The organism is Microbacterium sp. NPDC086615 (assembly GCF_040686055.1).
Lineage (GTDB): Bacteria > Actinomycetota > Actinomycetes > Actinomycetales > Microbacteriaceae > Microbacterium.
This window is the reverse complement of sequence record NZ_JBFBJJ010000006.1, coordinates 38,691-64,368: the sequence shown is the minus strand read 5'-3', so window position 1 is coordinate 64,368 and position 25,678 is coordinate 38,691. Positions and strand designations below refer to the sequence as shown.

Genomic DNA, 25,678 nt, shown 5'->3' with positions numbered 1-25,678 from the left:
AGCGACGGTGTGAACACACCGACCGCGGTGGCGTCGGAATCGTCGGATGCGGTAGCGGCAGATACGGCTCAAGGTTCCGATGGCGGAGCTTCCACGAACCTCGGACCCTGCCCGACCGACCTTGCCTCGATCATCAAGTCTCAGGCCACGGGCCCTGTCACGCCGTTGACGAGTCTCGATGGCACGCCAGATGCACTTGTTGCTGCGCTGCCGTCACCGCCTGTGTGTGCCGTGGAGATAACGGAAGTTGACCGCGTGGGCCGGTACCTGTTCTGGCAGGACGGCAACTTGCAGGGCACGGCTGACGCACTCAACAGCGGTGGATACACGGGTGCGCTGAAAGGCGATGACGATGGCTACCTCGGCGGGTTCCACTCCGGGAGCAAGGTGGTCTACCTCACCGATCAGTTCGGAGCTGGTGGTGGCCATCTGCCTGTTGGCTCCTACGTGCTCGGGTACCGAGCCCGCTGACGCCGATCGGGCGCAGCTACACGTGCGGTGTGGACCCGACAGCAAGGGCCGACTCCTACCGGGGTCGGCCCTTCCCTACTTCACGGCTTGATGAGCCTCAGGAGCACCTCAAAGGCCGCCACCAACCGCCCGATGCTCTCAGGGCTCAGGTGCAACACCCGTTCGCGGTCATCGCTCGGGCCGAAGGAAAACCAGGGTGCCTGTGAGGAGACGTGCTGCTCGACCAGTACGTCGAACGTCACTCCGTCGCTCGATAACCGCCAGATGCCATCCGCGAAGTGGCTCCAGTGCTCGACAACGGGCACTGCCGTGACGTTGCTCTCGTGCCACTGATCCTCGAGGGCCGTTTGGTTTCCGTGGTCAGCGATGCACCATGAGGGGCAACCACCCCTGTTGTCTGGCTTCTCGCTATCGCTCGGAACCGTCATTCCTGTCTCCCCTACCTCTGTTCCCCCTCATAGGAAACGTGGGCGGGGGAGCGTAGCGGACACGGCGCACCACCAGTGGCGCTCACTCTTCGAAGGGGATGGGCGACCAACCGGCCAAGAAGATTCGATCCTCCACGTGTTCGCCAAGGAGTAGGTCCGGGAGGCCGTGAGCGTAGGCCGTGAGGATCAGCGCGGTCGCGTCCGGGCTCTCAACGCGACGCGTCACGCAGATGACATCCCTCCTCGTTTGGAGGTGAAACGCGCCATCGGTCACCTTGCTGAGCTTCTGCTGGTACCAGTCCAGGAGGATGCCTTCTTGGTCGAGCACGAGGGGCGAAATCAGGAGTGCTCCGTCCCCCGACAGCTCCACCCAAACCGGCCACTCTTCCTCGGAGCCAAGGGGCATGTCTATGCGGAGAACTCCCGATGCCTGCGGCTCCCACCCCCGAGCGATGAGGGCAGCCTCGAGCCCATCGTGCTCGTCGTCACTTGGCCATTCGATGGCTGAAGAATCATCGTTCACGGTCGATCTGCTCCGTCACCCCAAGGCTGCGGCTTCGCAAATCCAATCAGAAAGCGAGTGATCCTGATCGAACGTTCTTGAACGAATACAGTGAAGAACATGGCTACGCGACAGATTGCACAGGTCATCGACGACCTCGACGGCACCACCCTCGATGAGGGAGAAGGAAAGCAGATCACCTTCTCCGTCGAAGGGCGCTCCTATGAAATCGACCTGTCCGAGAAGAACGCCGACAGGTTTTACGCTGCGCTCGCTCCCTACGTTGACGCGGCCCGTCCGATTGGCTCTCCCTCGCGTTCCGGAAGCCCTCGTCGCAGCCGAGCAACCAGCACGCTGGATCTCAACGCGATTCGTGAGTGGGCGCGTGCCAACGGCCACACCGTGAGTGACCGCGGACGGGTGGCCGCAAGCATCGTGGACGAGTACAAGGCAGCGAACGCTTGAGGGTCAAGGGCCGGTGACCCAACGCCCCGCGCCGCGATCGTCCGAGTGGTGCAGGCGCTGTGGCAGGTGCGCGCGCGAGCAACTGGGCCGCCGCCGACGCCGCGAATGGCGTGCAGAGGCAGCAGTTCTCCGGCTCGTGGCAAGCCGGTGCTACTGGATTCCATCGGACGCACGGGCGAGGCCATGGGCGTCACGGGGGCAGTTTGATCCTCGGCCTGGTTGCGAGACCAGGAACCACTGCCGGGCTAGTATCGAAGGGTGACTACCGATTGGTACGACCCATCGAATCTGCCGGCATTCGACTCGCCCCCAGTCACCGAGACCGCTATGGCTTTCGAGTTCCCCACCCTGGCGGGGATGGACGTCATCAAGCTCGTTCAACTGCAGTCTGCCTGGGGCGCCGACTATCCTGAGCTGAGTGAGGTACCCGGTGCACTGCCGACGCAGGCAGCTGGGGGTGACGACGTTTTCGTTGCGTTCGGTAACGAACCTCGCCGCATCTGGGCGGCTCACCCGAGTAATGGTCTCCTTCTGCAAACTCAGGCCGATCGTCTCGTTCTGAACTGGCGCAAGCGATTTACTTCCGCGTCCTACCCGGGATACACGGAACTTCGAAATGAATTCCTGCTTCGATGGTCCCAAATGCTCGACTCGCTTTCGGCTCTTGATCTGCCTCTGCCGCAGCCTCACCTCGTGGAGTTCACATACGTGAACAACGTTCCGCTCGCGGAGGGTGAGCTTCTGTCGGACGTCTTGGCGATCATTTCCAACGCGTCGCGGCTGCCCGGTGACGAAACCTTTGGTACCTTTCAGTTCGTCCGTGAGGTGCAACCCGGCGATCACCCGTTCCCGGCGCAGATAAATATCCAAGGACAGCCTGTGCAGGCGCCGGAGGGGCCCCTGCTTGCCTTCCGGGTAACCGCCCGTGTTCTGGTCGATGGCGATTACGATGCTGCATACCTGGGGCTGGATGCGGCACATGCTCTGGCATCGCATTCTTTTGCGGGGCTCGTGACTCAGAAGAAGCAGGAGATTTGGGGGAGAACGCGGTGAGTACTATCACGTACAGCTCTGGTGCCTTCACAACCAGTTCAGCAATCTCAAGCAGCGTCGAGAAGTTCAGGAAGGCTATGCATGCGCAGTTTTCATCGAAAAGGGCGCCAGTGGACTCCTTTGCCTGGCTCACTGACGTGACCCTCGATTCAAGCTACGCGTCCGAGTTTGACCTCCACCGCTTCGCGAAACAGCGCGTCGCCGGGCTGAGGGCTGCGGGGGATTACCTCGAATCGACGGTCACGAAAGATCGCCTTGGCCAGATTCTTGGCAACCTAGTCGAGGATGGCGGTCCCACTCCGCAGGTTGGCGCGACTGCGGATCGGTCAATTGAGGTTCAGTGGCTATGTGGCGGTACGCTACTTGCTGCCATCATTGAACATGACGGCGAAGTTAGTCTGATTGCTGAGGACGCGACCTCCCGACCGATATTCGACTTCGAGTTCGACCAAGATGAACCGATCTCACCCGCTGCATTCGATCAGGCGCGGAACCTATTGCGGGAGATGGCGGCCGGGGTGAAGAAGCGGCCGTTCGATTGGCATCTAACCCGGTGAATGGAGATCCGGTACCTGCTGGAGACCTCGTACTTCGCCGGTTCGACCCCAAAAACGTAAGTCACTGGAGCGCGGACGAATCCGGTGCCCCCGGGAGGCTGCGGTCGGGGGCATTATTGTGGGACGATGCGCCCGAGGCCGCGCCGACCCACAAAGAATGTTCTGTCTATCAGCACTCCAAGGTAGCGGCCCTAGGGCTCGGTCTGCAGGTGTGCTTGGAGAACGTCGAGTGGGAATTAGCCGCGGCAGATCCGGGAGCCATCCGCGCCGTTGATAGGCGCGGCAACCCCGGGCCAAATAGCCCCTTCACAGTTCAAGAGGACGAGTATCCCGAGGGTCGTGAAGGTGCACACGAGCGTGATGCAGCCCATGCGGCGATCAGGCATACGCAACCGCTCCCTGGTGCAAATAAGTGGTACACCAAGCTCGCATTTGCATTCCGACGCATGAGCTGACTGTGATTTCGCGAGCGGTTGTCGCGACGAATCGGATTCATGCTCACGAGTGGCTAGGGCTCTCATCATTCAGTGGGGAAAGAGGCCGACGCAGCGTTACCGGCGCGTGACGTGAGGCGCCCGGTTTCATAGGTGTTCGCACCTTGGCGGCTTAGGTCCGCTCTCGGCGCCGCTAGGAACGATCGTCCTGGGTGTAGCGCGGACGCGTCGGCGGGTGTGAGGGGCGAACCGCCTTATACGGATCAAGGATGAAAGAGCGCTTCGCGTTGACCCACTCAGAGAGCCACTCGGGGACGCCAGCTAATGGCCTGGAACGTTTTGTTGCCTGGTCGGGATATGTCTCCACGGTCCTGCGGCTTTCGCAGATTTTTCGTGCAAGTGGCGATATCTTTTTAAGGAATGAATCAAGCTCGTCTTCGTCTCGGCGGATACGTTCATACACGATGCCAATTGTATATAGGTAGGCCATGAGCTGGTCACCTCTCCAGCGACTTGCATCCGGCATTCCATGAGAAGTGATCCGCTGTAGCACTTCGCTCACGAATTCGGCAGCCATCGCGGGCGTCAAACTAAGTTCTGTAACCCCCACGTTGTTGACCGTTGAGGTCCAGATCTTCTTCAGGTCGGCATCATCTTTTCTGTCGGGGGCGATTTCGAAGCTGAGCCACAGGGTGCCAATCAGGGGGCCACTGACGCCCTCTGTCGTGTAGCGATACTTGGGACTTTCCGGCGCGGCAGCTAGAGACTCCCGCCACCGCCATACGTCTATGACACCTCTGTACCGGGCTTCGCTGGGGTGATCGTAGGTTTTCCCCATTTCGAGCGCCGCCTCCTTCCAGGGCGCCGCGAACCTCGACGTGCTGTTGCTCAGCGCATTGCTTGCCCAGATGCTTAGGAAGACCCATGTTGATCCAGCGCGATCTTCTCGAACGTACTCGCGGATGAAGTGATCTCTGGCATCGGGGTTCAATGTCAGGAGTGCTGTCGACTCGGCATTCGGGATGCGTCTCGTCCTCCAGACGGCGACGATCCTGTCAAAACCGCGAGCCCGAGCGGCAGCAGGCAAAGGCGCGCCCTCAATCAAGCGCAGAATCAGCAACACGTCGTCGGTCTTCTCGCAGACGCGCTTGAAGGTTTCTGGCGCTCCCCGTTCCAGCCGTTCGTCGATGGACTGCAATAGCAATTCTGGCAAGACGGACGTAGTGTCCCGTTTGTGGGCTTCGATGAGTATTTCGGCGATTTGCGACGGGTCACCGCTGGTTCGCGAGAAAGATTCCGCGGCGAAAAACTCAAAGAACGTACGGTGAGTGAAACCGAACAGTCGCTCTCCATGCTCAGTGCCCGTACTTCCGAGGAGCCAGGCCCGGGTCGCGCAGAATTCCAGAAACTCTTCCGCCCTTCTTCGAGCTTCTCCGTCTTCAACGCCGAGATTGTCCCGGAGGTAGCGGCCGATAGAATGAACGATAACGCTTTCGGGGAGGCCATTTTGCGCTCGCGGCGATTTGTAGACCCACCGTGCCAGCTCCTGCATGATTCGGTCGCCGTTCGTGTGCAACTCTTCCGGTTGCCCGATGTGGCGATGTGAATCCCATTTATGGAAGAGGAGATCGGCGCATTGCTGATAAATTTGCCGACGGCGCCGGGGGATCGAGCCGCGTTCACGGTAGAGAATGCAGAGGAGCGAGAGAAGCAGCGGGTTTTGCTTTAGGTCTTTGATCGTGTTCGATTCCCGCTCGAAGTCGACAACCAAGTCGGATCGGGAAATCGAATGGAACCATCGCTTGACATACTCCCTCGACTGCTGCGGTGAGTATTCATCGAGAATGAAAGTTTGAAAGGCCGGCTCTGGTAGCGGGGCGCGATCGTATCCAACTGATCGCGATGTTACGAGTATCGACAGTACCGGGAATTCGTTGGCGAATGTGCAGATTCGCTCGACGAAATTGATGCGTTGTTGCACGTCGGTGACTTCATCGAGGCCATCAAAAATGACCGTGGCGGCTCCGAGGGTGAGAATGTCGATCACCTCAGCGTCCGTCAACTCGAAGTTGAGGGTCGCTTGGAGCGTCGAGCACAGGTACTGCACGACAGACTTGTCCTGCGCGCTCGGGAAATATTCGCGGGCAGTCAAAACGATGGGTAGCGGATTTCCGGGGTCTGCCGCCAGTTCTCGCCGGAGATTGCGGACAAAGGTGCTCTTCCCCGCTCCTGGAGCGCCATGCACTACGGCTCGAAACGGCGCCCCTTTTGTCGTGAGTAGCTGATCTTCGATTGGGCTGTCCGTTTCGGCGTCCCTAAGTGTGCGCCGGACGTAAAGGTCTTGGAACGTAGCTGTGGTTGTGGCGTCTGTATAGGTGATAATCGGCGGAGTTGGCAACGACGCGATCGCCTCGCGTATCCGCTCAGTCGTGTCGAGCGCAGCCGCGACCCGTTCGATCTCACCGCATAGTTCGGAAAGTCGGACCACAAAACGGGACGTACTACCCAACCGCGCCTGACCGCTCAAACCACGGGAGATCGGTGTCCGCAGGAAGTCTTCGATTTCGAGCGCGGCGTCGGCAAGGTGTTGACCGGCCGGGGTGGCCTCGTCGTACATTCGGACGATGCTCTGCCAGATGGCTTCCCTGCGATCGAGCCACTTGCTGTTGTGGGCGGCACGGTACTGACGTGCCGCGTTCATGAAGTGCTCCCTGACGATTTCGAGGGCGCGTGCTTGTTCGTCGGACTCAGTAAGGAGAAGAGTCGTGGCGAGGACGCTCAACAACGCGCGAGATTCGCGCTGGGCGAGGAAAGCCTCAAGGTCCACCGTCTCCGAGGCTGTGAGGGCCGGGCCGTCACCAAGCTCGATCCACCGGATGTCAAACGTACCCAGTCTGCGCAGCAGCCTGATTGCAACTCGCGAACCTTCGACAGCCGGTTTCACCGCACGGCCTGCCGCAACGAACGCTCCCACCGTCACCATGTCCGCCACACTACGACCCTTAACACCCGGTGTGCGGCGTCCCGGTCCGGTGTCTCACCTCTCCCGACCTCGATACGGTGTTGTCGTGAGCGATCAGGGTCCCTCGAAGGCAGATCGAGAGCGCGTCCGGGCTGTCATGGGCTTGCCGCCAGGTCAACGTGTCGTGCAGGTTCCGAATAGCACTTTGGTGGCGCGGCTGGCAGACCTGACGAGCCTCCACAGAGACTTCCAGATGGCACGTCAGTTCATCTCCGCCTTCGCCGACCTGGGACGCTATGAAGTCGAGCCGGACTCTCCAAATCAAGCGCTTTGGATGACGGCGGTGGTTATGTACGCGCGCGCTTTTGCAAATGGCGTACGGCACGCGGCCCGCCCCGATGTGACGGTGTTCGATGACGAAGACCGTGCAGCCCATGACTACTTGATAGCGATGCGCAACAAGTTCATCGCCCATTCGGTAAACGCTTTCGAGCAAGTATCACCATTTGCGGTCATCAGCGGTGAGGCTGAGGAAACCTTCAAGGTCGTTGGCGTCGGAACACAGCTTGGGATGTTTGCGCGCATGTCTCGTGCTGGTGCTCTCAGGCTCGCAAGTTTGTGCGACATTCAGATGACTGAAATCAATGGTCGCATCGAGATCGCTCGGAACGAAATCAAAAAGGAGTTGACCCGGCGGGGTCCAAGGTACGTCTTAGGGTTACCGGAGTTGGGAATGGTGCGAGTAGACGAATCGGCAGTGAGTCGAAGCCGTGGCAACAAGTAGACTCTTTGCCACGATCCTGACGACTCGCGCCGTGACTGCGTCAGCCTTGATGGTTTGATGACAGCGTGCCCCACCAGTTCAGCAGTGCACCTCGCGCGATGTACTCAAATGTCGAGAGCAGCATTGGGGTTTCGAGAGCGTCCCATACTCCGCCCATCCCCCCAGCATTCAGGCCGTAGGGGACCTCCTGGACCGTGCCCTCTTCCTCGGACCCGGGCTGGCTAAGCATTGGGAGCGGGAAGGGCTTCCCCTCATGGAGCGCACGCGAACGGTGACCGTAGATCATGCGAGCGTGCTCTCGCATGCGACTCCAATCGAGTCGGCTGTAGGGCGGCCGTTTTTCTGGCGGTTCAGGTGCGTAGGCTTCTAGAAAATCGATGAACTTTCGCGTGCTGCGGGCTTGAGGCGCCGCTTGTTCACACACCCGCGCCTGTATGTCGTCGCCAGCGCCCGATAGCGTTGCCCACAGCTCCGGCCAGAGTTCTTGGACCAGCTCCGCAGGAGTCGACTTCACCGCCTGGCTGTGATTCGCGGCGACCTCGACTGCGGACACGAACTGCAACCACGCGAGGTTGGGATCTTCGTTTGACCACCACAGCCCCTGCGCATAGGTTCGGGCTGCGCGTACCAGGGGGACTTGATCGGACTCGGATAGCCCGGGAAGAGAATCCAGTCGCACTAGGTCTCCGATGTCCGTACCGCGTGTCTGTGTTGCGGGGATGTGCTCGCGGCCTCTATCGCCGGGCGTAGTGAGCGGCGGTACCTCGACATAAAAGGGTCTGGCCGTCGAGTCTGCGAGATAACGTCCCGAGAAGCGGCTAGTGCCGGCGGTGCGTAGTCGCACCCCCAGCGAGAGCGAGATCAGAGCGACGATTTCATCGGACATAAAGCCACCGTGATACGAATCGGAGTTCGCGCTGACCAACTCCCCATCCCGCAGTATCTCCGGCAGCAGGGTGGTGTGAATTGCCAGGTGAAGCTTCAGCGCAAGCCGCATGCCCGTTCGATGCGCATCCGGGCCTCTGCCGAAGACGAGTGACAGGTCGTAGGGACCGTGGGCGGGAGAGCTTCCGACGAAGGAGCGGTCAGAGTACAGATCTTCATCCACGTTTTCGCTCTCCGGATTTCCTCCATCGAAGGCGCGCCAGTTCCGCCAAGCGTCCGTTCCCATGAGGCCAGGATGGCAGGCCGAACCACACACCGAAGCGCGCTTCCCGCTCTTCTAGGAGAAGGAGAGTCGGTTGCTCCCGTCGAAGAGCGACCGTCTTGGCTACTGGTGGAGCTAGTGACCTGCATGCTTCTCTATCCAGTCCAGCAACCGCTGCGTCTTCCACGAGGACTTGGAAAGCCACTGCGTCGGGCCGCCATGGCGAGAATCGAAGCTATGTTCTATAATCGGTCCTAGGTGCCCGACCGATCACGCGAGGCCACCCAATCCAGGAGCCGCTGTGTCTCCCACGAGGGGTTCGAAAGCCATCGCGCAGGTTCCGCAACGAGAGAACGCGGGCCCCGCAGGGGTCCGCGTTCTCTCGTTATGACCGGCTGAGCGGGATCCGAACGGAGTTGGGCCCACGCCGCCGGAGGCTCCGCCGAGTGCGAAGCGGTCGGTGGAGGGGCGGTGGGGAGAATCCCACACCCTCCGCAACGAGAGAACGCGGGCCCCGCAGGGGTCCGCGTTCTCTCGTTATGACCGGCTGAGCGGGATCCGAACGGAGTTGGGCCCACGCCGGCGGGCGGCCAGGAAAGCCGCGAACCTTCCGTCGCTTGCGGCTCCGGACGCCTGTATTGCGTTCTCCGTACCACCCGCCCTCACCCTCACAGCCTTTCGATAGGGTCCAGTCAGTCGACGGAATCGGGGGCTGGCTCCACGTGCAGAACCGGGAATTCGAGGAGTACACCACTCCACGGAACCGCCCTTGCCTGGCTGGTGTCCGCCGATCGGCGATCGCCCTCCTCGCCGCCCTTCTCGTCGTTCTGCTGGGCGCGCCCCCGGCCCTGGCATCCGATCGAGGCGAGCCGACAGACCTCGTCCCGCGAGACGCCGCGTACTTCGGGTCGATCCTCGACTGGAGCAGCGACAGCGTCGTCGACCAGGCCGAACGACTCGGTGCACCCAGCGCGATCTATCAGCGCGATGTCTCTTATCCCCTCACGGATACGGACAAGGGATATCTGTCGGGCTTCTTCGACCAGACCGCAGCGGTCGGGGCGATCGTGGTGGTCGCTGTGACCCCCACGGTGCCGCTCGCCGAGCTCGATCGCGGGGACGCGGAGGCCTTCGTCGACGCGCTCGACCAGATCGCTCAGCCCCCGGGCGCACCCCTGTACCTCAGCTTCGCACCCGACATGAACACCACGTGGGTGGGGTGGGGCCAGCGCCCCGACGAGTATCGCGCGGCGTTCGCGCTCTTCGCCGACGTGGTGCACGAGCGGCTCCCCGGTGCCGCGGTCGTCTGGTCGCCGTTCTGGGGCGGGGACTACCCCTTCGCGGCGACGTCCACCCCCGCGCCCGCGGGGACCGACACCGACGGCGACGGCGCGCTCACGTCCGCCGACGATCCATACGCGCCCTACTACCCGGGCGACGCCGCGGTCGACGCGGTCGGGCTGTCGCTCTACTTCGACGAGACGGGCGGGGTGGAGGCCCGCAACGTCGTGCCGGGGCCGGATGCGTTCGTCTCGCGCCTGACCGGCACCGACGGGTCCGGCGCCCCCGACTTCGCGGGCACGTACTCGTCGCCTGACCGGCCCCTGCTCATCGAGACGGCGGCCTTCTATAGTGCGAGCGTCGGCGGCTCGTCCGAGCTCGAGGTCAAGTCGGCCTGGTGGCGGCAGATCGAGGGGGCGGTGGCATCCGGTCGGCTTCCCTCGCTCGCGGCGGTCATCTGGGAAGACACGACCACCAGGCGGGGAGTCGTGGGCGAGACCGTCATCGACTGGTCTGTGACCCTGTCGTCGGATGCCGTGCGCTCGGCTTTCGTCAGTGACCTGCGCTCATCCGACCTGGTGCTCGGCCCGGTGCGCGAACCGTCGGGCGAGTCAGCCGCGTCGATGCCGGTGCAGGGGTGGTTGGGCTGGATCCTCGTCGCCGTGGTCGTCGCCCTGATCGCCGGCCTCGTGATCTTCGCGGCACGCGGCTCGGCCCGGGCGCGGCGATTGCGGTACGTCGGATCGCCCGCGAGAGACGCCCGCATCGACCTCTTGCGCGGTCTCGCGATCGTCTTCGTCGTCGTGAATCACCTCGGTCTCGCGAGCTATCTCCAGATCGGGACGCAGGAGTTCCTGGGGGTTGTCTCGGGCGCGGAGCTGTTCGTCCTGCTCTCGGGCGCCGTGCTCGGTCTCGTCTATCGACCGAAACTCGTGTCGGGCGGCATCGGGGAGGTCGTGATCCGCACCGCCGGGCGCTCGTGGAAGCTCTACCGCACCGCGCTGGTCGTCGTGGTGCTGATCTTCTTCCTGTCGCTCCTTCCCTTCCTCAACGGTCGGGCGGTCACCACCTTCACCGATCAGGGCACGGGGGCCGCCGGTACCGGTGCGACGGGGCGGGTGTACGACCTCTACGCGGGAGCCGACCGCCTGCTGCAGTACCCCGTCGATCCGCAGGTCGTGATCGACTTCCTGCTCCTGCGGATGGGGCCCTGGCAGTTCAACGTCATGGGGCTGTACGTCGTCCTGCTGCTGATCTCTCCGCTCGTGCTGTGGGCGCTCGGGCGGCGGTGGTGGCCGTGGGTGCTGGGCGCGAGTCTCGCGCTCTACCTGGTGGGATACACAACGCGGCTACGGCTCGTTCCCGCGCAGTTCGAGGATTCGTTTCCGCTGCTGGTCTGGCAGATGCTCTTCATCGTCGGGATGGTCGCCGGGTTCCATCGCCGAGAGATCATCGCCTGGTTCGCCACGCGGGCGGGCCGGGTCGCGTTGATCGCGATCGTGGCGGTCGCCGTCGCGCTGATGCTGTTCTCCTGGAACAACCCGTATGCGCCGGCCCCGGGCGACCCGCGCCTCGCCCTGGTCTCCGACAACGCCTTCCGCGGCGTCTACGGGGCGCTGTTCGAACGCACCTATCTCGCCCCGGGTCGGCTGCTGAACGTCCTCGTGCTCGTGGTGGCTCTCTACGCGCTGCTCACGGCCTTCTGGAAGCCGATCGCCGCTGTTGCCGGCGGCTTCCTCATCCCGCTCGGCCAGTCCACGTTGTACGTGTTCGTCATGCACGTGTTCTTCGCCCTCGCGGTCGCCAGCATTCCGTTCCTCACCCGTGGCGACCTCCTGCTCGACACCCTCGCCAACGTCGTGGTCCTGGCCCTGTTGTGGCTCATGGTGCGCACGCGATTCCTCTTCGCGGTGGTGCCGCGATGAACGGGCCGGAAAGGACGGATGCCGTGACCGACGACACGCGTATCAGCGAAGGGCGACTGCTCGTCCTACGGATCGTCGTCGTGCTCACGGTCCTCCTCGGGGTCAATTACGTCTCGTGGCGGTGGTTCTTCTCGCTGAACTGGGACGCGTGGTGGATCGCCGTCCCGCTCATCGCCGCCGAGACCTACAGCCTGATCGACGTGTGCCTGTTCGGGATGATGATGTGGAAGGCCCGCGGCCGACCGGCGCCGCCCCCGCCGGCCGAGGGTCTCGCCGTCGACGTCTTCATCGCGACGTACAACGAACCGATCGACCTCGTGATGACCACGGCTCTCGCCGCGCAGCGCATCCGCTACCCGCACCACACGTGGATCCTCGACGACGGCGGCCGCGCCGAGATGCGCGAGCGCGCCGAGGCCGCCGGTATCGGGTACATCTCGCGCGGGGCCGAGTGGGACGATCGTCCCCGGCACGCGAAGGCCGGCAACATCAACAACGCCCTACAGGCCACCGACGGCGAGTTCATCCTCATCCTCGACGCGGACATGATCCCCCGACCCGAGATCCTTGACCGCACGCTCGGCTACTTCACCGACCCGCTGGTGGCGCTCGTCCAGACGCCTCAGGTCTTCAGCAACGTCGCCACGGGCGATCCCCTCGGCAGCCAGGCTCCGCTGTTCTACGGTCCGATCCAGCAGGGCAAGGACGGGTGGAACGCCGCCTTCTTCTGCGGCTCGAACGCCATCCTGCGACGCGAAGCCCTCATGCAGCTCGGCATCGTCGGGTACGTCCGCGAACTCGATCAGTCGGTCGCCCGCGCGTTGCGCAGCGCGACGCGCGTGATCGAGAAGGCGCGCACCTCACCCGCGGCATCCGACCCCGCGGTCTCGGCGGCTCTCGACGAGGTGTCGGCAGGGGTCGCCGAAGCCCGGTCGCGCCTGCGGGCGCGTGAGCCGCTGGGCGAGGTCACGTATCGCCTGCACCGCCGAGTGGATGCCGCCACCCAGTCGATCGTGGCGTCCGACGTCGCGGGGATCGACGACGACCTCCGCGAGCTGGCCGCCTTGGCCGGCCCCGCGGGCGCGGGATCGAGCCCCGAGGAGCAGGCGTTCGACGTGGAGCAGGCGGTCGCGGCGCTCGCCACGCGCGAACTGTCTCCGCTGAACGCGCTCGAGGCCGTGCAGGCGGTGCTGCGCACCATCGGCGTGGACCGCGCGGGTGAGGCGCAGCCGGTCATGCCGCTCGCGACCATCTCGGTGACCGAGGACATGGCGACGTCGATGCGCATGCACGGCATGGGCTGGAAGAGCGTTTACCACCACGAGCTGCTCGCCGACGGCCTCGCCCCCGAGGACCTCGGCACGATGCTCACCCAGCGGCTGCGCTGGGCGCAGGGCACGATGCAGGTTCTCCTGCGCGAGAACCCGCTCGTGCAGTGGGGCATGTCGCTGCCCCAGCGACTGATGTACTTCGCCACGATGTGGAGCTACCTGTCGGGGTACGCCGCCGTGGTCTACTTCGCCGCCCCCATCATGTTCCTGGTGCTCGGCATCCTTCCCGTCCACGCGTACGCGGGGGACTTCTTCGCGCGGTTCATCCCGTTCATGCTCGTCAATCAGCTGCTGTTCTTCGTCGCGGCGAAGGGGGCGCCCACGTGGCGCGGGCAGCAGTACAGCCTGGCGTTGTTCCCGGTGTGGTTGAAAGCGTGCTCGACGGCGTTCACGAACGTCGTCCTGCGGATCCCGCTCGGTTTCGCCGTGACCCCGAAGACGCGTCCGAGCACGAACGGGCCGCAGTGGCACCTCATCAAGACCCAGCTGGTCGTCATGGGGCTGCTGGTCGTGGCGATCATCGTCGGCGCCATCCGCCTGTTCGTCAACGGTGCCGAGCCGATCGGCACCGCCGTCAACATCGCGTGGGCGATCTACGATCTCGTGGTGCTCAGCGTGCTCTTCCAAGCGGCGACCTTCACCGGGTACGACCCCGTCGCCGAGGCTGAGCGGCTCGCCGAGCACGGGCGGCGGTCGTCGCGAAAGGAGAGCCGATGAGTGTGACCATTCCGGAGTTCGACGATGCAGCCCGGCAGCGGGCGATCGAGGAGCTCGGCATCCTCGACACCCCGCGCGACGAGCGCATCGACCGCGTCACGCGCCTCGCCCAGGAGGTGTTCGGCGTGCCCATGGTGAGCGTGACGCTCCTCGACCGCGACCGGCAGTGGCGCAAGTCCGAGATCGGTCTCGGCGGGCGCGAGGCGCCGCGCGAAGATGCGTTCTGCGACTTCACCGTGCGAGAGGGGCGCACCGTCGTCATCCCCGATGCGAGCGCCGACGAGCTCTGGGCCGCGAACCCCTTCGTCGAGGGAGACCCGCACCTGCGCTTCTACGCCGGTCATCCCCTGCAAGCGGCCGGGGGCGAACGCATCGGGACCCTCTGCCTGCTCGATACGAAACCCCGCTCGCTCGACGAGCGCGAGGAAGACCTGCTCCGCGACCTGGCCGCGTGGGTCCAGTCCGAGATCCTCCGGCAGAACGAGCTCGATGACGCCGTGGCGGTGCAGGGCACCCTGCGCCCCCGCACGGCGCCGGAACTCCCCGGATACGAGATCGCGGCCGTCACCGTCGCCGCGGGCCAGATGTCGGGCGACCTCTACGACTGGTACCCGGTCGGGGACGGGGTTCGCTTCACGCTGGCCGACGTCATGGGCAAGGGCCTCGGCGCGGCCCTCCTGGCGGCCGGCCTGCGCGCCTCGCTGCGCACGCTCCCCGATCGGGGACTCCTGGATGCCATCCGCGAGGCGGACCGCCTGCTCGAGGCCGACGTCGCCGACCTCGGCACCTTCGCCACCGCGTTCCACGCGCAGCTGGAGGCGCCGACGGGCGTCCTGCGTTTCGTCGACGCCGGGCACAGTCTCGGCTACATCCTGCGCGCGGACGACACGTGGGAGCACCTCTTCTCCACCGGGATGCCGCTGGGGATGGGGCTGGCGGACGCCCGTGCCGAAGCCGAGACGAGGCTCGCTCCGGGCGACATCTTCATGGTGTGCAGCGACGGTCTGCTGGATGTGCTGGACCCGTCCGATCCGCTCGGACACGTACGGCGCGTTCTCCGCGAGCGCGGCATCGCCGGCGCGCTGGACGAGGCCGCGCGCCTCGCGCGCGGGGCGACGGCCACGGATGACGTGACGGTGATGGTGGTGGCGCGCGACGGCGACATCGCCCGGGAAGGAGCACGATGAACATCGAACGACGCGAGTCTGCGGAAGCGGTCGTCCTGGAGGTCGAGGGACGGCTTACGGCCGCGGTCGCCCCGCAGCTCCGAGCGGAGGTCTCGGATCTCGTCGCGGCGGGTCGGACCCGGCTCGTCGTCGACCTCGAGAAAGTCGACTTCATCGACTCCTCGGGTCTCGGGGCACTCATCGGCGCGTTGAAGGCGACACGCGTCGCCGGGGGAGACCTGAGGATCGCCGCCGCAGGGGAACAGGTGCGACAGGTGTTGCGCCTGACAAATCTTGATCGGGTCCTCCACGTGTACCCCGACGCCGACGGGGCGTTCGACGGTGTCTGAGATCACCGTCACCCGGGAGGGGGCCGCGACTCTCGCGTTCGTCGAAGGGCTGCACCGCGCGCTCGAGGAACTGGCCCAGAGCGTTCCGCACATCGCCGAAGACGATTTCTCGCTCTTCTCGCTCGCGGTGATCGAGATTGCCACGAACATCGCCGTGCACGCGCCCCGGGGCGGTGACGAGGTGTCGTTGTCGGTGGAGCTGTCGGCCGGCGACGAGCTGCGCGCGGTCCTGCGCGACTCCGCGCCGCCGGTGCACCTCGACCTCGCCGCCGCCACGATGGCCGACGCGCTCGCCGAATCGGGCCGCGGTCTCGCGATCGCGGCTGCGGTGTGCGACGAGCTCTCGGTCGAGCGCCGCCGGGGGAATCTCTGGCGCCTCGTCCGCCGTGTCGGTCCGCGCTCCGTGTGAGATTCCCCTGACCCTCACACGATTCTCAGCCGCGCGTCCCTAAGATGGCTCCGACCTGTGGCCGCGGCCCAGGTGTGATGCGATGCCCGGCCGATGGCATCCGTCCCCGAAAGGACCCGAGTGAGCAAGAGCACGACCCCGCGCGGGCAGAGAACCGTCGCGCGTCACGGACGTCTGCGGACGCTCAGCCCCGCCGGCCAGATCCTCCGCGGCGTCGCCGTGGGCCTGGCCGTTCTTCTCGTCGCCGGCTTCGGCGTCGGTGCGTACGCGATCTACGACCTGTCGTCGAGCTTCACCGCCGACGCGGTCGAGCTGAAGGGCCAGCCCGCCGTTCCGCCCGACATCGGCGAGCTCAAGGGCGGCGTCAACATGCTGCTCGTCGGCACCGACGAGTGCGAGCCCGCCTTCGCCTCGCTGTTCGGCGACCGCTGCTCGGGCGATGACTCCGAGGGCAGCCTCAACGACGTCAACATGCTCGTGCACATCTCCGACGAGCCGCGGCGCGTGACCGTCATCTCGTTCCCGCGCGACCTCATGGTGCCGATCCCCTCCTGCACGGATGCCAACGGCAACGAGACCTCCGCGATGAGCAAGCAGCAGATCAACAGCGCTTTCTCGTACGGCGGACTGTCGTGCGTCGTGCAGACCATCTCGAAGCTCAGCGGACTCGAGATCCCGTTCGCGGCGAAGGTCAGCTTCGGCGGCGTCATCAACATCACCGACGCGATCGGTGGCGTCGACGTGTGTATCGCGAACGGCATCAAGGACCCGTACACGGGCATCGACTGGCCCGCCGGAATGCGCACGGTGCAGGGCCTCGACGCGCTCCAGTTCCTGCGCACCCGTCACGGGGTCGGTGACGGCGGCGACCTCGGCCGCATCTCGAACCAGCAGCAGTACATGTCGCGCCTGGCCAACAAGCTGAAGAGCCAGGAGGTGCTGTCGAACCCGGCGACCCTCTACAAGCTCGCCTCGACCGCGCTTCGCAACGTCGATCCGTCGACGTCGCTGACCAACCCGCTGACGCTCGTCCAGATCGCGTCCGCCGTGAAGGACGTCCCGTTCAGCGAGATCGTCTTCATCCAGTACCCGACGTTCACCGACTCGGCCGACCCGAACCGTGTCGTGCCCGACTACGACGCGGCCGACACGCTCTGGGCCGCGCTCGCGGCGAACCAGCCGCTGCAGCTCTCGGGCAACCTGAGCGACGGAGACGGCGTGGTCGTCGACGAGAACGCCCAGCCCACGCCGACCGACACGGCCACCCCGGCGCCGACCGACAGCGCCGCGCCCACCCCCGACCCCTCCTCGTCGGCGATCACGCTGCCGTCGGAGATCGCGGGCCAGACGGCGGCGCAGGCGACCTGCTCGAACGGCAACGTCCGCTGACGCTCTCGCCCTGGCATCCCGGCCGGTTCGGATTCGGATGCCAGGGCGCGAGCGGGTAGTATGAACCGGTGTGCTCGCGCCTTCGGCGCTGATCACCTGGAGACGTCGCATAGTCAGGCCTAGTGCACCACCCTGCTAAGGTGGAGTCCCCGTAAGGGGACCGAGGGTTCAAATCCCTCCGTCTCCGCACAACGAGAAAAGCCCCGGTTCGCCGGGGCTTTTCTCGTTGAATGCGTCAGTCGAGCTTCTGCTCGGCGAGGGCGGCGACGACGGTGTCGATGAGCAGATTCGTCTCGTCGGCACCCACGGCGAAAGGGAGGAGCCGGTCGCCGCTGGTGGTCAGGAGGATCCCCGCGGGCCGCTCCGGAGGAACGCCGAGGGACTCGGCGAACGTCCCCGACAGATCGGTGTGGACGGGTTCGTCCGTCGCGGGCCGATGATCATCTCCCACGGCGCCGATGAGGCGGACGTCGATGGTATCCAGTTCGGCCAGGTCGGTCGTCGCGCGCTCGATCAGCGCCTCGCACGGCGCGCAGCCGCGCCGCACGAACAGCAGCAGCTGCGCGCGACCGCGCAGGGCGCGCTGCCGCGGAACCACCACCGTTCCGTCGGGGGTGAGCAGGGGCAACTCCGCCGCCGAGGTCGCCGTCGCCGAATCGGGCCCGAAGGACGCTCCGATCACGGCGATCGCCGCAACGACGATGACGAGCGACACGGCGGTCAAGGGGTCGCTGAGCGTGCGCGTGAGGAGAGCGTTGGACGGCGGGTCGATGATCGCGCCCGCCAAGGTCGCCGACGCCAGGACTGCGAGTGCGACGTTGCGCGCCGTCATCCACGGGCCGACCCGGGTGGATGCCACCCGCCCGAAGCATCCGCATTCGTCGGTGGAGTGCTGCTGCTGTGCGCGGACGGCCACGGCGAGGAAGGCCAGCGTCACGACGAGGGAGGCGACGGCCGCCCCGGAGAAGAGCTCGCGCGTGCCGAAAGCGAGCCCCAGGGCGACGGCGAGTTCCACCGAGGCCACCGCCGCGACGGTCGGTCGGGCGGGAAGCGCCCCGAGGCGGAGGGCCCGCATCGTCGTCGCCGCGGAGTCGAGATCGAGGAGCTTGCTCACCCCGCTGACGCCGAGGACGACGAGGAGCAGCAACGGAGGGAGCGTGGTGAGGACGGGCATCCTTTCAGCATCGCGCCGCCCGGCAGTGGACGAGGCAGCGTGTCGGGTGAAATTCGGCCACGACGGGGTGATGTGCTCTGCCACACTCTGACTCAGGGCGCGCTGGGCGTTCCGGACAGGGGGAGAGCCGTGACCACGGCAGGGAAGCACACCACTCGCACACATAAACACGCGCCGCACAAACACGCGCCACACCGACGGGAGCACCGAAGGACCCACACCGTTTGGTTCTTCGTGGGCGGGCTACTCATCTGGCTTTACATGGGCATCGTTCTTCTGCACCTGTTGCGAAACGTGCTCGTTCTGCCGGCGTGGGTCTTCATAAGCGCAGCACTCGTGCCCGCGACGGTCTTTTGGATCATGCTGCACCGTCTCCGGACGACCGACACAGTCACCGCGATCAACCTCGTTGTGGCGGCGGTCATCGGTGGGACTCTCGCCGTCACACTCGGCGCGACGCTGGATCAGCTCGTGGAGCAGCTTCCGCAGCCTCATTTCGGGAACCAGGGGGTGATCGCCTTGCTGTCGGCCGGCTTCGTCGAGGAGTTCGCCAAGGGGGTGCTCATCGTGGCCGTGGGGTGGAAGATCGCCAAGAGCGCTCGCAACGGTCTGTTCATCGGCGGGTCGGTCGGTCTCGGCTTCGCGGTGCTGGAGTCCATGGGCTACATCAACATGTCGGCGACAGGTGCCGACCCCATCATCTCGGCGGTGTTCCAGGCGTACGACCGCGGCCTTTACGCCCCGTTCATGCACGTTCTCTGGAGTTCCCTGCTGGGTGCCGCCCTTTTCGCGGCCGCCGCGAAGAAGGGGCGCTTCCGCTTGTCGTGGCTTGTGCTCGGCACGTACGTCGGCGTCGCCGTTCTGCACGGGACCTGGGACGGTGTGGCTCCATTGGTCCTCGGTCTCACCAACAACGATCTGCTTTTCGCGGTGACGCACTGGAGTTGCGTCGTTGTCGTGATTTTCGGCGGGGGATTCATCTGGCGACACGTCGCGCGGAAGGCGCCTGCGCCGCCGGTCCAAGACGCTGCGCCCGTGGAGGATTCCGCGAAGGCTGTCCCTGACAGCCCGGTCTCGGTCTGATCCCCGTCGCGTCTCAGTGCTGGGGGGTGCGTTGTCCGCAGCGCGCCCCTCAGGGTCGCCGACGCCGATATCCTCGCTGGAGGCCTCTCGCCGCATCCCCTCGACCCCGGAGAACCTATGTCTGTCGGTCTGCTCGCCGTTGTCGATGACATCCTCAGCGCCGCCATGAAGGCGAGCGCGAAGACCGCGGGCGTCGTCATCGACGATGCCGCCGTGACTCCGCAGTACGTGCAGGGGCTGACACCCGCGCGCGAGCTCCCGGTGGTGTGGAAGATCGCGCTCGGCAGCATCATCAACAAGTACGTCATCATCATCCCGATCGCGCTGCTGCTGGAGGCGTTCGCGCCGATGGTGCTTCCATACCTCCTCATCGTCGGTGGCGCCTTCCTCTGTTTCGAAGGCGCCGAGAAGGTGCTCGAGTGGTTCGGCGTCAGCCACGGAGAGCACGACGACGACGGCCCGCGCGATGAGAAGAAGCTCGTGCTCGGTGCCGTGCGCACCGACCTCATCCTCAGCACCGAGATCATGCTGATCGCGCTGTCGAGTCTCGACCCCGACTTCGGCATCTGGATGACGCTGGGCGCCCTCCTGATCATCGGTCTCGCCATGACGGTCGTGGTCTACGGTGCCGTCGCGCTGCTCGTGAAGATCGACGACATCGGCCTGCGGTTCATGAAGAGCCCCTCGCGCGGTGTCCGCCGCTTCGGCGTGCGGATCGTGGCATCCATGCCGGCGGTGTTCCGGGTCATCAGCATCGTCGGCACCGTCGCGATGCTGTGGGTCGGTGGACACCTCCTGCTGCAGAATCTCGCCGAGACGCTGTGGGCAGGACCGTACGACGTCGTGCACGTCGTGACCCACGCGATCGAGGCCGCCGGAGCGGTCGTCGTGTGGATCGTGGAGACGACGATGTCGGCGGTGTTTGGCCTGGCGATCGGGCTCGTGATCGTCGCCGTGATCACCGGGATCACGCGCCTGACGAAGCGCGGTGGGCCCTCCGGCGGGCACCGCACAGCAACGGCCGCCCACGTCGACGGCTGACCCCGCCTGACCTCTACGGCGGTGCCTTTCCGGCAGGGGCGGGGCTGCGAGAGAATTCGGAGTTCTCTCTTTTCCCTGATCAGCGGGTCCCCGCCCGTCCGCCCGTCAGGTCAGGATCGAGATGACCTTCGGCTGAGTCATCTCCTCGTAGGCGAAGCGCACGCCCTCGCGACCCATCGAGCCGTACTTCGCTCCGCCGAACGGCATCGCGTCGAGGCGATAGTCCGAGGAATCGTTGACCATCACGCCACCGGCCTCGATGGCGTCGGCGACGCGGAGCGCGCGCGAGAGATTCTGCGTGAAGACCCCGGCCTGCAGTGCGTACTCGCTGTCGTTGGCGGCCTCGATCGCGGCCTCTTCGGAGTCGAAAGGCTCGATGACGACCACCGGCGCGAAGACCTCCTCGGTCCACACCGTGCACGTGCGCGGCACATCGGTCAGCACCGTCGGCGCCATGACGGAGCCCTCCACGGTGCCGCCGATCCGCAGGTGCGCTCCGGCAGCGACGGCGTCGAGCACCGTCTGACGCGCCGCGTGCGCCGCACTCGCGCTGATCATCGGACCGATATCGGTCGTCTCCTCACGCGGGTCGCCGTGGACGAGCCGCCCGGTCGCCTCGACGAACGCGGCGACGAACCGCTCGTACATCTCTCGCTGCACGAGGAGACGCTGAGCACCGATGCAATTCTGCCCCGCGGCCCAGAACGCCCCCGAGACGCACGCCGACACCGCGCTGTCGAGGTCGGCGTCGGCGAAGACGATAACGGGTGCGTTTCCCCCGAGCTCCATCGCGAGCCTCTTGATGCCGGCGGCCGCGGCGATCGCGCGCCCCGTTGCGAACCCGCCGGTGAACGAGACCAGACGCACCTCGCGTGCGGAGACGAGCGCCTGAGCGACCGACCTGTCACCGCGCACGACGGTGATGACGTCGTCGGGCAGGCCCGCCTCGACGAGCACGTCCACCATCAGCTGCGCCGTGAGCGGGGTGTGCGGGGAAGGTTTGAGCACGACGGTGTTGCCGCCCGCGATCGCCGGGCCGATCTTGTGGGCGACGAGGTTCAGGGCGTCGTTGTAGGGCGTGATCGCGACGATCACCCCTAGGGGTTCGCGGCTGAACCAGCCGCGCCGACCCTCACCGCCGGGGAAGGACTCGAACGGGATGACCTCGCCGGCGTTGGCTGTCGCCTCGTGCGCCGAGAGTTTCAGGGTGTTGATCGCTCGTGAGACCTCCTTGCGCGCCTGGCGGATCGTCTTGCCGGCCTCGGTGACGATGAGATGCGCGACGTTCTCGGAGCGCTCGTCCAAGATGCGGGCGGCGCGTTCGAGCACCGCGGCCCGTTCGTGCCTGGCCGTCTTCGCCGCCGCGGGCGCCGCCGCGACGGCGCGTGCGAGGGCGTCACGGGCTCCGTCGACGTCGTTCTGGGGCAGAGCGGCGACGACGTCGCCCGAGAACTTGTCGTAGACGAGCAGATTGTCGACGGTGAGGACGTCGAGTGTGTGCGTGTCAGACACGAGCGGCATCCTTCTCGAAGGCGTCGATGCTGATCAGGTCGGCGATCAGCGCGTAGGCGGTCTCGATGCGGCCGGCACCCGGTCCGGTGACCGTGACCGTGCCAAGCAGATCGGTGTCGAACGAGACGGCATTGGTCGCGCCGGGAACATTCGCCAGCGGGTGATCGGCGGTGACGGCCTCCGCGGCGACGCGGGCCGTGACGGCGCCGTCCTGGTCGCGTTCCGCCGAACCGATGAGCTTCCAGCGTCGACCCTCGCGGGCCGCCGCGGCGACGTCGTCCGCGGTGATGTCCTGGATGCCGAAGGTCTCGACGTCGGCGGGCGAGATGTCGGCGCCGAGCAGTTCGTTCGCGAGGATGGTGACCTTGAGCTGAACGTCCGACCCCCCGATGTCGGCGGTGGGGTCGGCCTCGGCGTAACCGTGGGCCTGGGCCTCGGCGACGGCGGCGTCGAGGCTCAGCCCCGCCTCCATACGGCTGAGGACGTAGTTGCTGGTGCCGTTGAGAACGCCCTGCACGCGCGAGAAGCCCAGCCCGGCGAGCTGCCGGTGGGCGAGCCCGAGCACCGGCGTGCCGCTCATGACGCTGCCCTCGTACGCGAAGCGCACGCCGTTCGCGGCGGCGATGGCGTTCAGGGCGGCGCCGTGGAGGGCGACCGGGCCCTTGTTCGTGGTGGTCACGTGCTTGCCGCTCTCGAGCGCCCAGCGCACGTGCGAGGCCGCGGGTTCTCCGGTCTGCGGGTTCGTGAACGTCGCCTCGACCACGACGTCGGCCGGGCTCTCGCGGATCACGCGTTCGTTGTCCGCTTCGGCGGAACCGCCGTCGTGGCCCGCAAAGGTCGTGCCGCGGGGCAGGGCGAGGATCTCGCCGAGATCGACGCCGTCGGCCTGGATGAGAGAACCCATCGCGAGGTCGGTGATGGCGACCACCTTCAGCTCGAAGCCGAGCTCGCGGAAACGGGGTTGGTCCTCGTCGATGAGCTGTGCGAGGGCACGGTTCACTCCACCGAAACCGATCAGGGCCAGATTGTACGAACGCATCGAAACTCCTTAGACGGGTCTTTCCTCCAGGTTCGAGGCGAAGGTGCACCGCGCACCAGCGACGATCCGCTCCCCGCACCGAGCGGATCGCTCGTCGTCGAGGTGCGGTGCGAGCCGTTGTCCTGTGGTGCGGAGGGCCGAGGGTGCCGCGTGCGGTGGGGCTCAGGGGGCGAGCAGATCGAAGGTGATGCGACCGGCTCGTCGATCCGCGTCGCGCCGGGCGGTGAGCTCGGCGCGCACGTACGACACGAACAGCGCCGTAAGGGGGTTGGGCTGACCCGACAACCACACGATCGTCAGCGGCGTGCGCGCCCATTCCTCCGAGATGGTGGCGAAGTGCACGCCGGGGATCGGAACGAAAGACGAGATGTACGGCATGAGCGACACGCCCAGGCCGCAGGACACCGTGCTGAGAATCGACAGGTCGTTCGTCGCGTGCAGGATGATGCGGGGGTTGAAGCCCGCTCGCACGCAGGAGAGGACGAGACGGTCGTACGCCTGGGGGGAGTCCTCGCGGTTGAACATGATGAAGTCCTCGTCCGAGAGCTCGGCGAGCGAGATCTCGCCGCGTCCGGCGAGCCGGTGAGTCGCGGGAAGGGCGGCCACCAGCGGCTCCATCGCGACACGGTCGAACTCGAAGCGATCGTCGACGGTTCGGACTCGGGTGAATCCCAGATCCGCCGTCACCCGGGCCAGATCGAACAGGATCGGACGCTCCTCCGCTTCCTCGATGAGCACGCGCGCTTCGCGGTGCGACCCCGTGAAGGCCCGCACGACAGGGGGCAGCAGTCCGGCGAGGACCGAGCTGACACTGACGATGCGCAGGGGATGCAGTTCGGCAACGGCGGAGTCGAGGAGCGACTCGGTCTGCTCGACCTGCTGCAGGATGCGGCGTCCTTCGCGGACGAGGAGGTGCCCCGCCGGGGTGAGGCGCGGCGCGGCTCGAGAGCGCCTGTCGAACAACCGCACCCCGAGTTTCTTCTCCAGCTGACTGATGGCACGGCTGAGGGGCGGCTGGCTCATCTGGAGACGGGCGGCGGCCCGCGTGAACGACAGGTCTTCGGCGACGGCCATGAAGTAGGTCAGTTCGCGGATTTCCATGGGGCCTCCTCGGCGGCATTCATACCTGCTGGGTATCACAACCATCGAAAATTGTATTTGGCGAAGCCAGCGTGCGCTTGAGCAGACTGATGCGCACCCCGGCACACCGGGAGGGAAAGGCAGCATGTCATGTCAGACAACTTTTTGGATGCCGACGTCATCGTCGTCGGACTCGGCGCGTGGGGATCTCAGGCCCTCTGGCGTCTCGCCGAGCGCGGCGTCCGCGTCATCGGGGTCGAACGGTACGGGATCGGTCACCACCTGGGCTCGACGCATGGCACCACGCGCGTCTTCCGTGTCGCCTGCCACGAGCACCCCGGTCTCGCACCGATCGCGACACGAGCTCGCGACCTCTGGTACGACCTCGGCGAGCGCACCGGCCAGACGCTGCTGCGGCAGACCGGCGGTCTCATGGTGGGCCCGCCCGACGGTCACGTGGTCGAGGGGACGCTGCGCGCCGCCACCGATGCGGGCCTCAAGGTCGAGGTCATCGAGCACGACGAACTCGGCGAGCGCTTCCCGCAGTATCGAGGCTTCGGTCCCGACGACATCGGCGTGTGGGATCCTGCCGCCGGCGTCTGCTACCCCGAGCTCGGCGTCAGAGCAGCCGTAGAGGTGGCCGTCTCGCTGGGCGCGACGGTGTTGACCGACACGCGGGTCACCGACGTCCGTCTCATCGACGACGGCGTCGAGGTCGAGGCGGGAGGGCGGACTCTGCGCGCCCGTCGTGCGGTGATGACCGCCGGCGCGTGGACCTCGAAGTTCCTCGACCTGCCCCTGTCGCCCCGGCGCATGCCCATGTTCTGGTTCGAGAGCTCGGACCCCTCTGACATCGAGCCCGACGGGCAGTTCGACCTCTCGGCCTTCCCCGTCTTCATCCGTCAGCTTCCCAGCGGTCTGGCGCTCTGGGGCCACGGCGCGGATGCGACGGACGGCGAGGGCTACGCGGTCAAGATCGGCCTGCAGGACATCGGTGGTGTGTTCACCGACACCGATGCGGACACCGTCGACCGCTACATCCGCCCCGCCAGCGACTATGCGACCCTGTCCAAGGCTGTCGACGGGGCGTTCCGCGATCTCGAGCCGACGCCCGCGAAGGCGATCCCCTGCATGGTGACGAACACCCCCGACAAGCAGTTCCTCCTGGGCCGTGTCGCCGGAGACCCCCGGCTCGTCCTCGCCGGCGGCGACAGCGGTCACGGCTTCAAGCACGCGCCCGCCATCGGAGAACTCCTGGCGGAGCTCGCCCTCGACGAGGAACCGTTCACCGACATCCAGTTCATGAGCCCCGACCGTGAGTACGACGGCACGTCCTGGGCCGACGACCCCCACCACCCGACCAAGAAAGCAGCCTGAC

At 65.8% G+C, this 25,678-nt stretch carries 22 protein-coding genes and 1 tRNA gene; 15 read left to right on the top strand and 8 right to left on the bottom strand.

The features are described 5' to 3' along the window. Positions 1 to 9 precede the first annotated feature (9 nt). Positions 10 to 471 carry a hypothetical protein gene (locus tag AB0O24_RS08050; RefSeq protein ID WP_363373886.1) on the top strand — a complete coding sequence of 154 codons (462 nt, stop codon included), beginning with the start codon at positions 10 to 12 and terminating at the stop codon, positions 469 to 471. Between the two features lie 80 nt (positions 472 to 551). Here the strand turns inward: AB0O24_RS08050 and AB0O24_RS08045 are convergent, their stop codons facing one another. Together AB0O24_RS08045 and AB0O24_RS08040 are read right to left on the bottom strand one after the other, a co-directional pair. Then, positions 552 to 899 carry a hypothetical protein gene (locus AB0O24_RS08045; protein ID WP_363373883.1) on the bottom strand — a complete coding sequence of 116 codons (348 nt, stop codon included), beginning with the start codon at positions 897 to 899 and terminating at the stop codon, positions 552 to 554. Between the two features lie 82 nt (positions 900 to 981). Next, the gene (locus AB0O24_RS08040; protein WP_363373880.1) at positions 982 to 1,422 is read right to left on the bottom strand and encodes a hypothetical protein; all 441 of its coding nucleotides are present in this window, start codon (positions 1,420 to 1,422) and stop codon (positions 982 to 984) included. A gap of 99 nt (positions 1,423 to 1,521) precedes the next feature. Between AB0O24_RS08040 and AB0O24_RS08035 the strand changes: the two genes are divergently transcribed. The 3 genes from AB0O24_RS08035 to AB0O24_RS08025 all read left to right on the top strand — a co-directional run bounded on the left by AB0O24_RS08035 (position 1,522) and on the right by AB0O24_RS08025 (position 3,476). After that, positions 1,522 to 1,866: an Lsr2 family protein gene (locus tag AB0O24_RS08035; protein ID WP_363373878.1), complete on the top strand. Its 345-nt coding sequence runs from the start codon at positions 1,522 to 1,524 to the stop codon at positions 1,864 to 1,866. Between the two features lie 258 nt (positions 1,867 to 2,124). Further along, positions 2,125 to 2,919, top strand: coding sequence for a TIGR04255 family protein (locus AB0O24_RS08030; protein WP_363373875.1), 795 nt, complete (start codon positions 2,125 to 2,127; stop codon positions 2,917 to 2,919). Next, positions 2,916 to 3,476 carry a hypothetical protein gene (locus AB0O24_RS08025; protein WP_363373873.1) on the top strand — a complete coding sequence of 187 codons (561 nt, stop codon included), beginning with the start codon at positions 2,916 to 2,918 and terminating at the stop codon, positions 3,474 to 3,476. The genes AB0O24_RS08030 and AB0O24_RS08025 overlap by 4 nt, the downstream gene beginning before the upstream one ends. A 627-nt stretch (positions 3,477 to 4,103) precedes the next feature. Here AB0O24_RS08025 and AB0O24_RS08020 read toward each other — a convergent pair. Further along, the gene (locus tag AB0O24_RS08020; RefSeq protein ID WP_363374072.1) at positions 4,104 to 6,893 is read right to left on the bottom strand and encodes an NACHT domain-containing protein; all 2,790 of its coding nucleotides are present in this window, start codon (positions 6,891 to 6,893) and stop codon (positions 4,104 to 4,106) included. An 85-nt stretch (positions 6,894 to 6,978) separates the two neighbouring features. Between AB0O24_RS08020 and AB0O24_RS08015 the strand changes: the two genes are divergently transcribed. Continuing rightward, complete coding sequence (locus AB0O24_RS08015) at positions 6,979 to 7,656, top strand: hypothetical protein (RefSeq protein ID WP_363373871.1); 678 nt, start codon at positions 6,979 to 6,981, stop codon at positions 7,654 to 7,656. A gap of 40 nt (positions 7,657 to 7,696) precedes the next feature. Here the strand turns inward: AB0O24_RS08015 and AB0O24_RS08010 are convergent, their stop codons facing one another. Then, positions 7,697 to 8,827 carry a hypothetical protein gene (locus AB0O24_RS08010; protein WP_363373868.1) on the bottom strand — a complete coding sequence of 377 codons (1,131 nt, stop codon included), beginning with the start codon at positions 8,825 to 8,827 and terminating at the stop codon, positions 7,697 to 7,699. A 698-nt stretch (positions 8,828 to 9,525) separates the two neighbouring features. Here AB0O24_RS08010 and opgC point away from each other — a divergent pair. The 7 genes from opgC to AB0O24_RS07975 all read left to right on the top strand — a co-directional run bounded on the left by opgC (position 9,526) and on the right by AB0O24_RS07975 (position 17,558). Further along, the gene (opgC, locus tag AB0O24_RS08005; RefSeq protein ID WP_363373865.1) at positions 9,526 to 12,009 is read left to right on the top strand and encodes an OpgC domain-containing protein; all 2,484 of its coding nucleotides are present in this window, start codon (positions 9,526 to 9,528) and stop codon (positions 12,007 to 12,009) included. Positions 12,010 to 12,032: 23 nt separating this feature from the next. After that, on the top strand, positions 12,033 to 14,057 hold the full coding sequence (locus tag AB0O24_RS08000) for a glycosyltransferase (protein WP_363373862.1): 2,025 nt from the start codon (positions 12,033 to 12,035) through the stop codon (positions 14,055 to 14,057). Then, the gene (locus AB0O24_RS07995) at positions 14,054 to 15,244 is read left to right on the top strand and encodes a SpoIIE family protein phosphatase (RefSeq protein ID WP_275796915.1); all 1,191 of its coding nucleotides are present in this window, start codon (positions 14,054 to 14,056) and stop codon (positions 15,242 to 15,244) included. Before AB0O24_RS08000 ends, AB0O24_RS07995 begins: the two co-directional genes overlap by 4 nt. Beyond that, positions 15,241 to 15,573 carry an STAS domain-containing protein gene (locus tag AB0O24_RS07990; protein WP_275796913.1) on the top strand — a complete coding sequence of 111 codons (333 nt, stop codon included), beginning with the start codon at positions 15,241 to 15,243 and terminating at the stop codon, positions 15,571 to 15,573. Before AB0O24_RS07995 ends, AB0O24_RS07990 begins: the two co-directional genes overlap by 4 nt. Then, positions 15,566 to 15,982, top strand: a complete 417-nt coding sequence (locus AB0O24_RS07985) for an ATP-binding protein (RefSeq protein ID WP_275796911.1) — start codon at positions 15,566 to 15,568, stop codon at positions 15,980 to 15,982. Before AB0O24_RS07990 ends, AB0O24_RS07985 begins: the two co-directional genes overlap by 8 nt. Positions 15,983 to 16,102: 120 nt before the next feature. After that, on the top strand, positions 16,103 to 17,371 hold the full coding sequence (locus tag AB0O24_RS07980; protein WP_058613774.1) for an LCP family protein: 1,269 nt from the start codon (positions 16,103 to 16,105) through the stop codon (positions 17,369 to 17,371). Positions 17,372 to 17,469: 98 nt separating this feature from the next. Continuing rightward, a tRNA-Ser gene (locus AB0O24_RS07975) sits at positions 17,470 to 17,558 on the top strand. A gap of 48 nt (positions 17,559 to 17,606) precedes the next feature. Here the strand turns inward: AB0O24_RS07975 and AB0O24_RS07970 are convergent. After that, complete coding sequence (locus tag AB0O24_RS07970; RefSeq protein WP_363373857.1) at positions 17,607 to 18,545, bottom strand: MauE/DoxX family redox-associated membrane protein; 939 nt, start codon at positions 18,543 to 18,545, stop codon at positions 17,607 to 17,609. 261 nt (positions 18,546 to 18,806) lie between these two features. Between AB0O24_RS07970 and AB0O24_RS07965 the strand changes: the two genes are divergently transcribed. Further along, complete coding sequence (locus AB0O24_RS07965) at positions 18,807 to 19,628, top strand: PrsW family glutamic-type intramembrane protease (protein ID WP_275796907.1); 822 nt, start codon at positions 18,807 to 18,809, stop codon at positions 19,626 to 19,628. Between the two features lie 117 nt (positions 19,629 to 19,745). Further along, entirely contained in the window at positions 19,746 to 20,669 is a 924-nt protein-coding gene (locus tag AB0O24_RS07960) for a DUF808 domain-containing protein (RefSeq protein ID WP_275796905.1), read from the top strand. A 105-nt stretch (positions 20,670 to 20,774) separates the two neighbouring features. Here AB0O24_RS07960 and AB0O24_RS07955 read toward each other — a convergent pair whose 3' ends face one another. The 3 genes from AB0O24_RS07955 to AB0O24_RS07945 all read right to left on the bottom strand — a co-directional run bounded on the left by AB0O24_RS07955 (position 20,775) and on the right by AB0O24_RS07945 (position 24,321). Beyond that, positions 20,775 to 22,181 carry an aldehyde dehydrogenase family protein gene (locus AB0O24_RS07955; protein WP_363373853.1) on the bottom strand — a complete coding sequence of 469 codons (1,407 nt, stop codon included), beginning with the start codon at positions 22,179 to 22,181 and terminating at the stop codon, positions 20,775 to 20,777. Beyond that, positions 22,174 to 23,220: a homoserine dehydrogenase gene (locus AB0O24_RS07950; protein WP_275796901.1), complete on the bottom strand. Its 1,047-nt coding sequence runs from the start codon at positions 23,218 to 23,220 to the stop codon at positions 22,174 to 22,176. The genes AB0O24_RS07955 and AB0O24_RS07950 overlap by 8 nt, the downstream gene beginning before the upstream one ends. A gap of 162 nt (positions 23,221 to 23,382) precedes the next feature. Further along, entirely contained in the window at positions 23,383 to 24,321 is a 939-nt protein-coding gene (locus tag AB0O24_RS07945; protein ID WP_307384824.1) for a LysR family transcriptional regulator, read from the bottom strand. A 129-nt stretch (positions 24,322 to 24,450) separates the two neighbouring features. Between AB0O24_RS07945 and solA the strand changes: the two genes are divergently transcribed. Continuing rightward, a complete protein-coding gene (gene solA, locus AB0O24_RS07940) occupies positions 24,451 to 25,677 on the top strand; it encodes an N-methyl-L-tryptophan oxidase (RefSeq protein WP_275796897.1) in 1,227 nt (408 codons plus the stop codon). Position 25,678 lies beyond the last annotated feature (1 nt).

Excerpts from the sequence above, each read along its gene's own strand:
- AB0O24_RS08045 (WP_363373883.1), bottom strand. The coding sequence starts at position 899 with ATGACGGTTCCGAGCGATAGCGAGAAGCCAGACAACAGGGGTGGTTGC.
- AB0O24_RS08035 (WP_363373878.1), top strand. The coding sequence starts at position 1,522 with ATGGCTACGCGACAGATTGCACAGGTCATCGACGACCTCGACGGCACC.
- AB0O24_RS08020 (WP_363374072.1), bottom strand. The coding sequence starts at position 6,893 with ATGGTGACGGTGGGAGCGTTCGTTGCGGCAGGCCGTGCGGTGAAACCG.
- AB0O24_RS08010 (WP_363373868.1), bottom strand. The coding sequence starts at position 8,827 with ATGGGAACGGACGCTTGGCGGAACTGGCGCGCCTTCGATGGAGGAAAT.
- AB0O24_RS07995 (WP_275796915.1), top strand. The coding sequence starts at position 14,054 with ATGAGTGTGACCATTCCGGAGTTCGACGATGCAGCCCGGCAGCGGGCG.
- AB0O24_RS07990 (WP_275796913.1), top strand. The coding sequence starts at position 15,241 with ATGAACATCGAACGACGCGAGTCTGCGGAAGCGGTCGTCCTGGAGGTC.
- AB0O24_RS07970 (WP_363373857.1), bottom strand. The coding sequence starts at position 18,545 with ATGCCCGTCCTCACCACGCTCCCTCCGTTGCTGCTCCTCGTCGTCCTC.
- AB0O24_RS07965 (WP_275796907.1), top strand. The coding sequence starts at position 18,807 with ATGGGCATCGTTCTTCTGCACCTGTTGCGAAACGTGCTCGTTCTGCCG.
- AB0O24_RS07960 (WP_275796905.1), top strand. The coding sequence starts at position 19,746 with ATGTCTGTCGGTCTGCTCGCCGTTGTCGATGACATCCTCAGCGCCGCC.
- AB0O24_RS07950 (WP_275796901.1), bottom strand. The coding sequence starts at position 23,220 with ATGCGTTCGTACAATCTGGCCCTGATCGGTTTCGGTGGAGTGAACCGT.
- AB0O24_RS07945 (WP_307384824.1), bottom strand. The coding sequence starts at position 24,321 with ATGGAAATCCGCGAACTGACCTACTTCATGGCCGTCGCCGAAGACCTG.
- solA (WP_275796897.1), top strand. The coding sequence starts at position 24,451 with ATGTCAGACAACTTTTTGGATGCCGACGTCATCGTCGTCGGACTCGGC.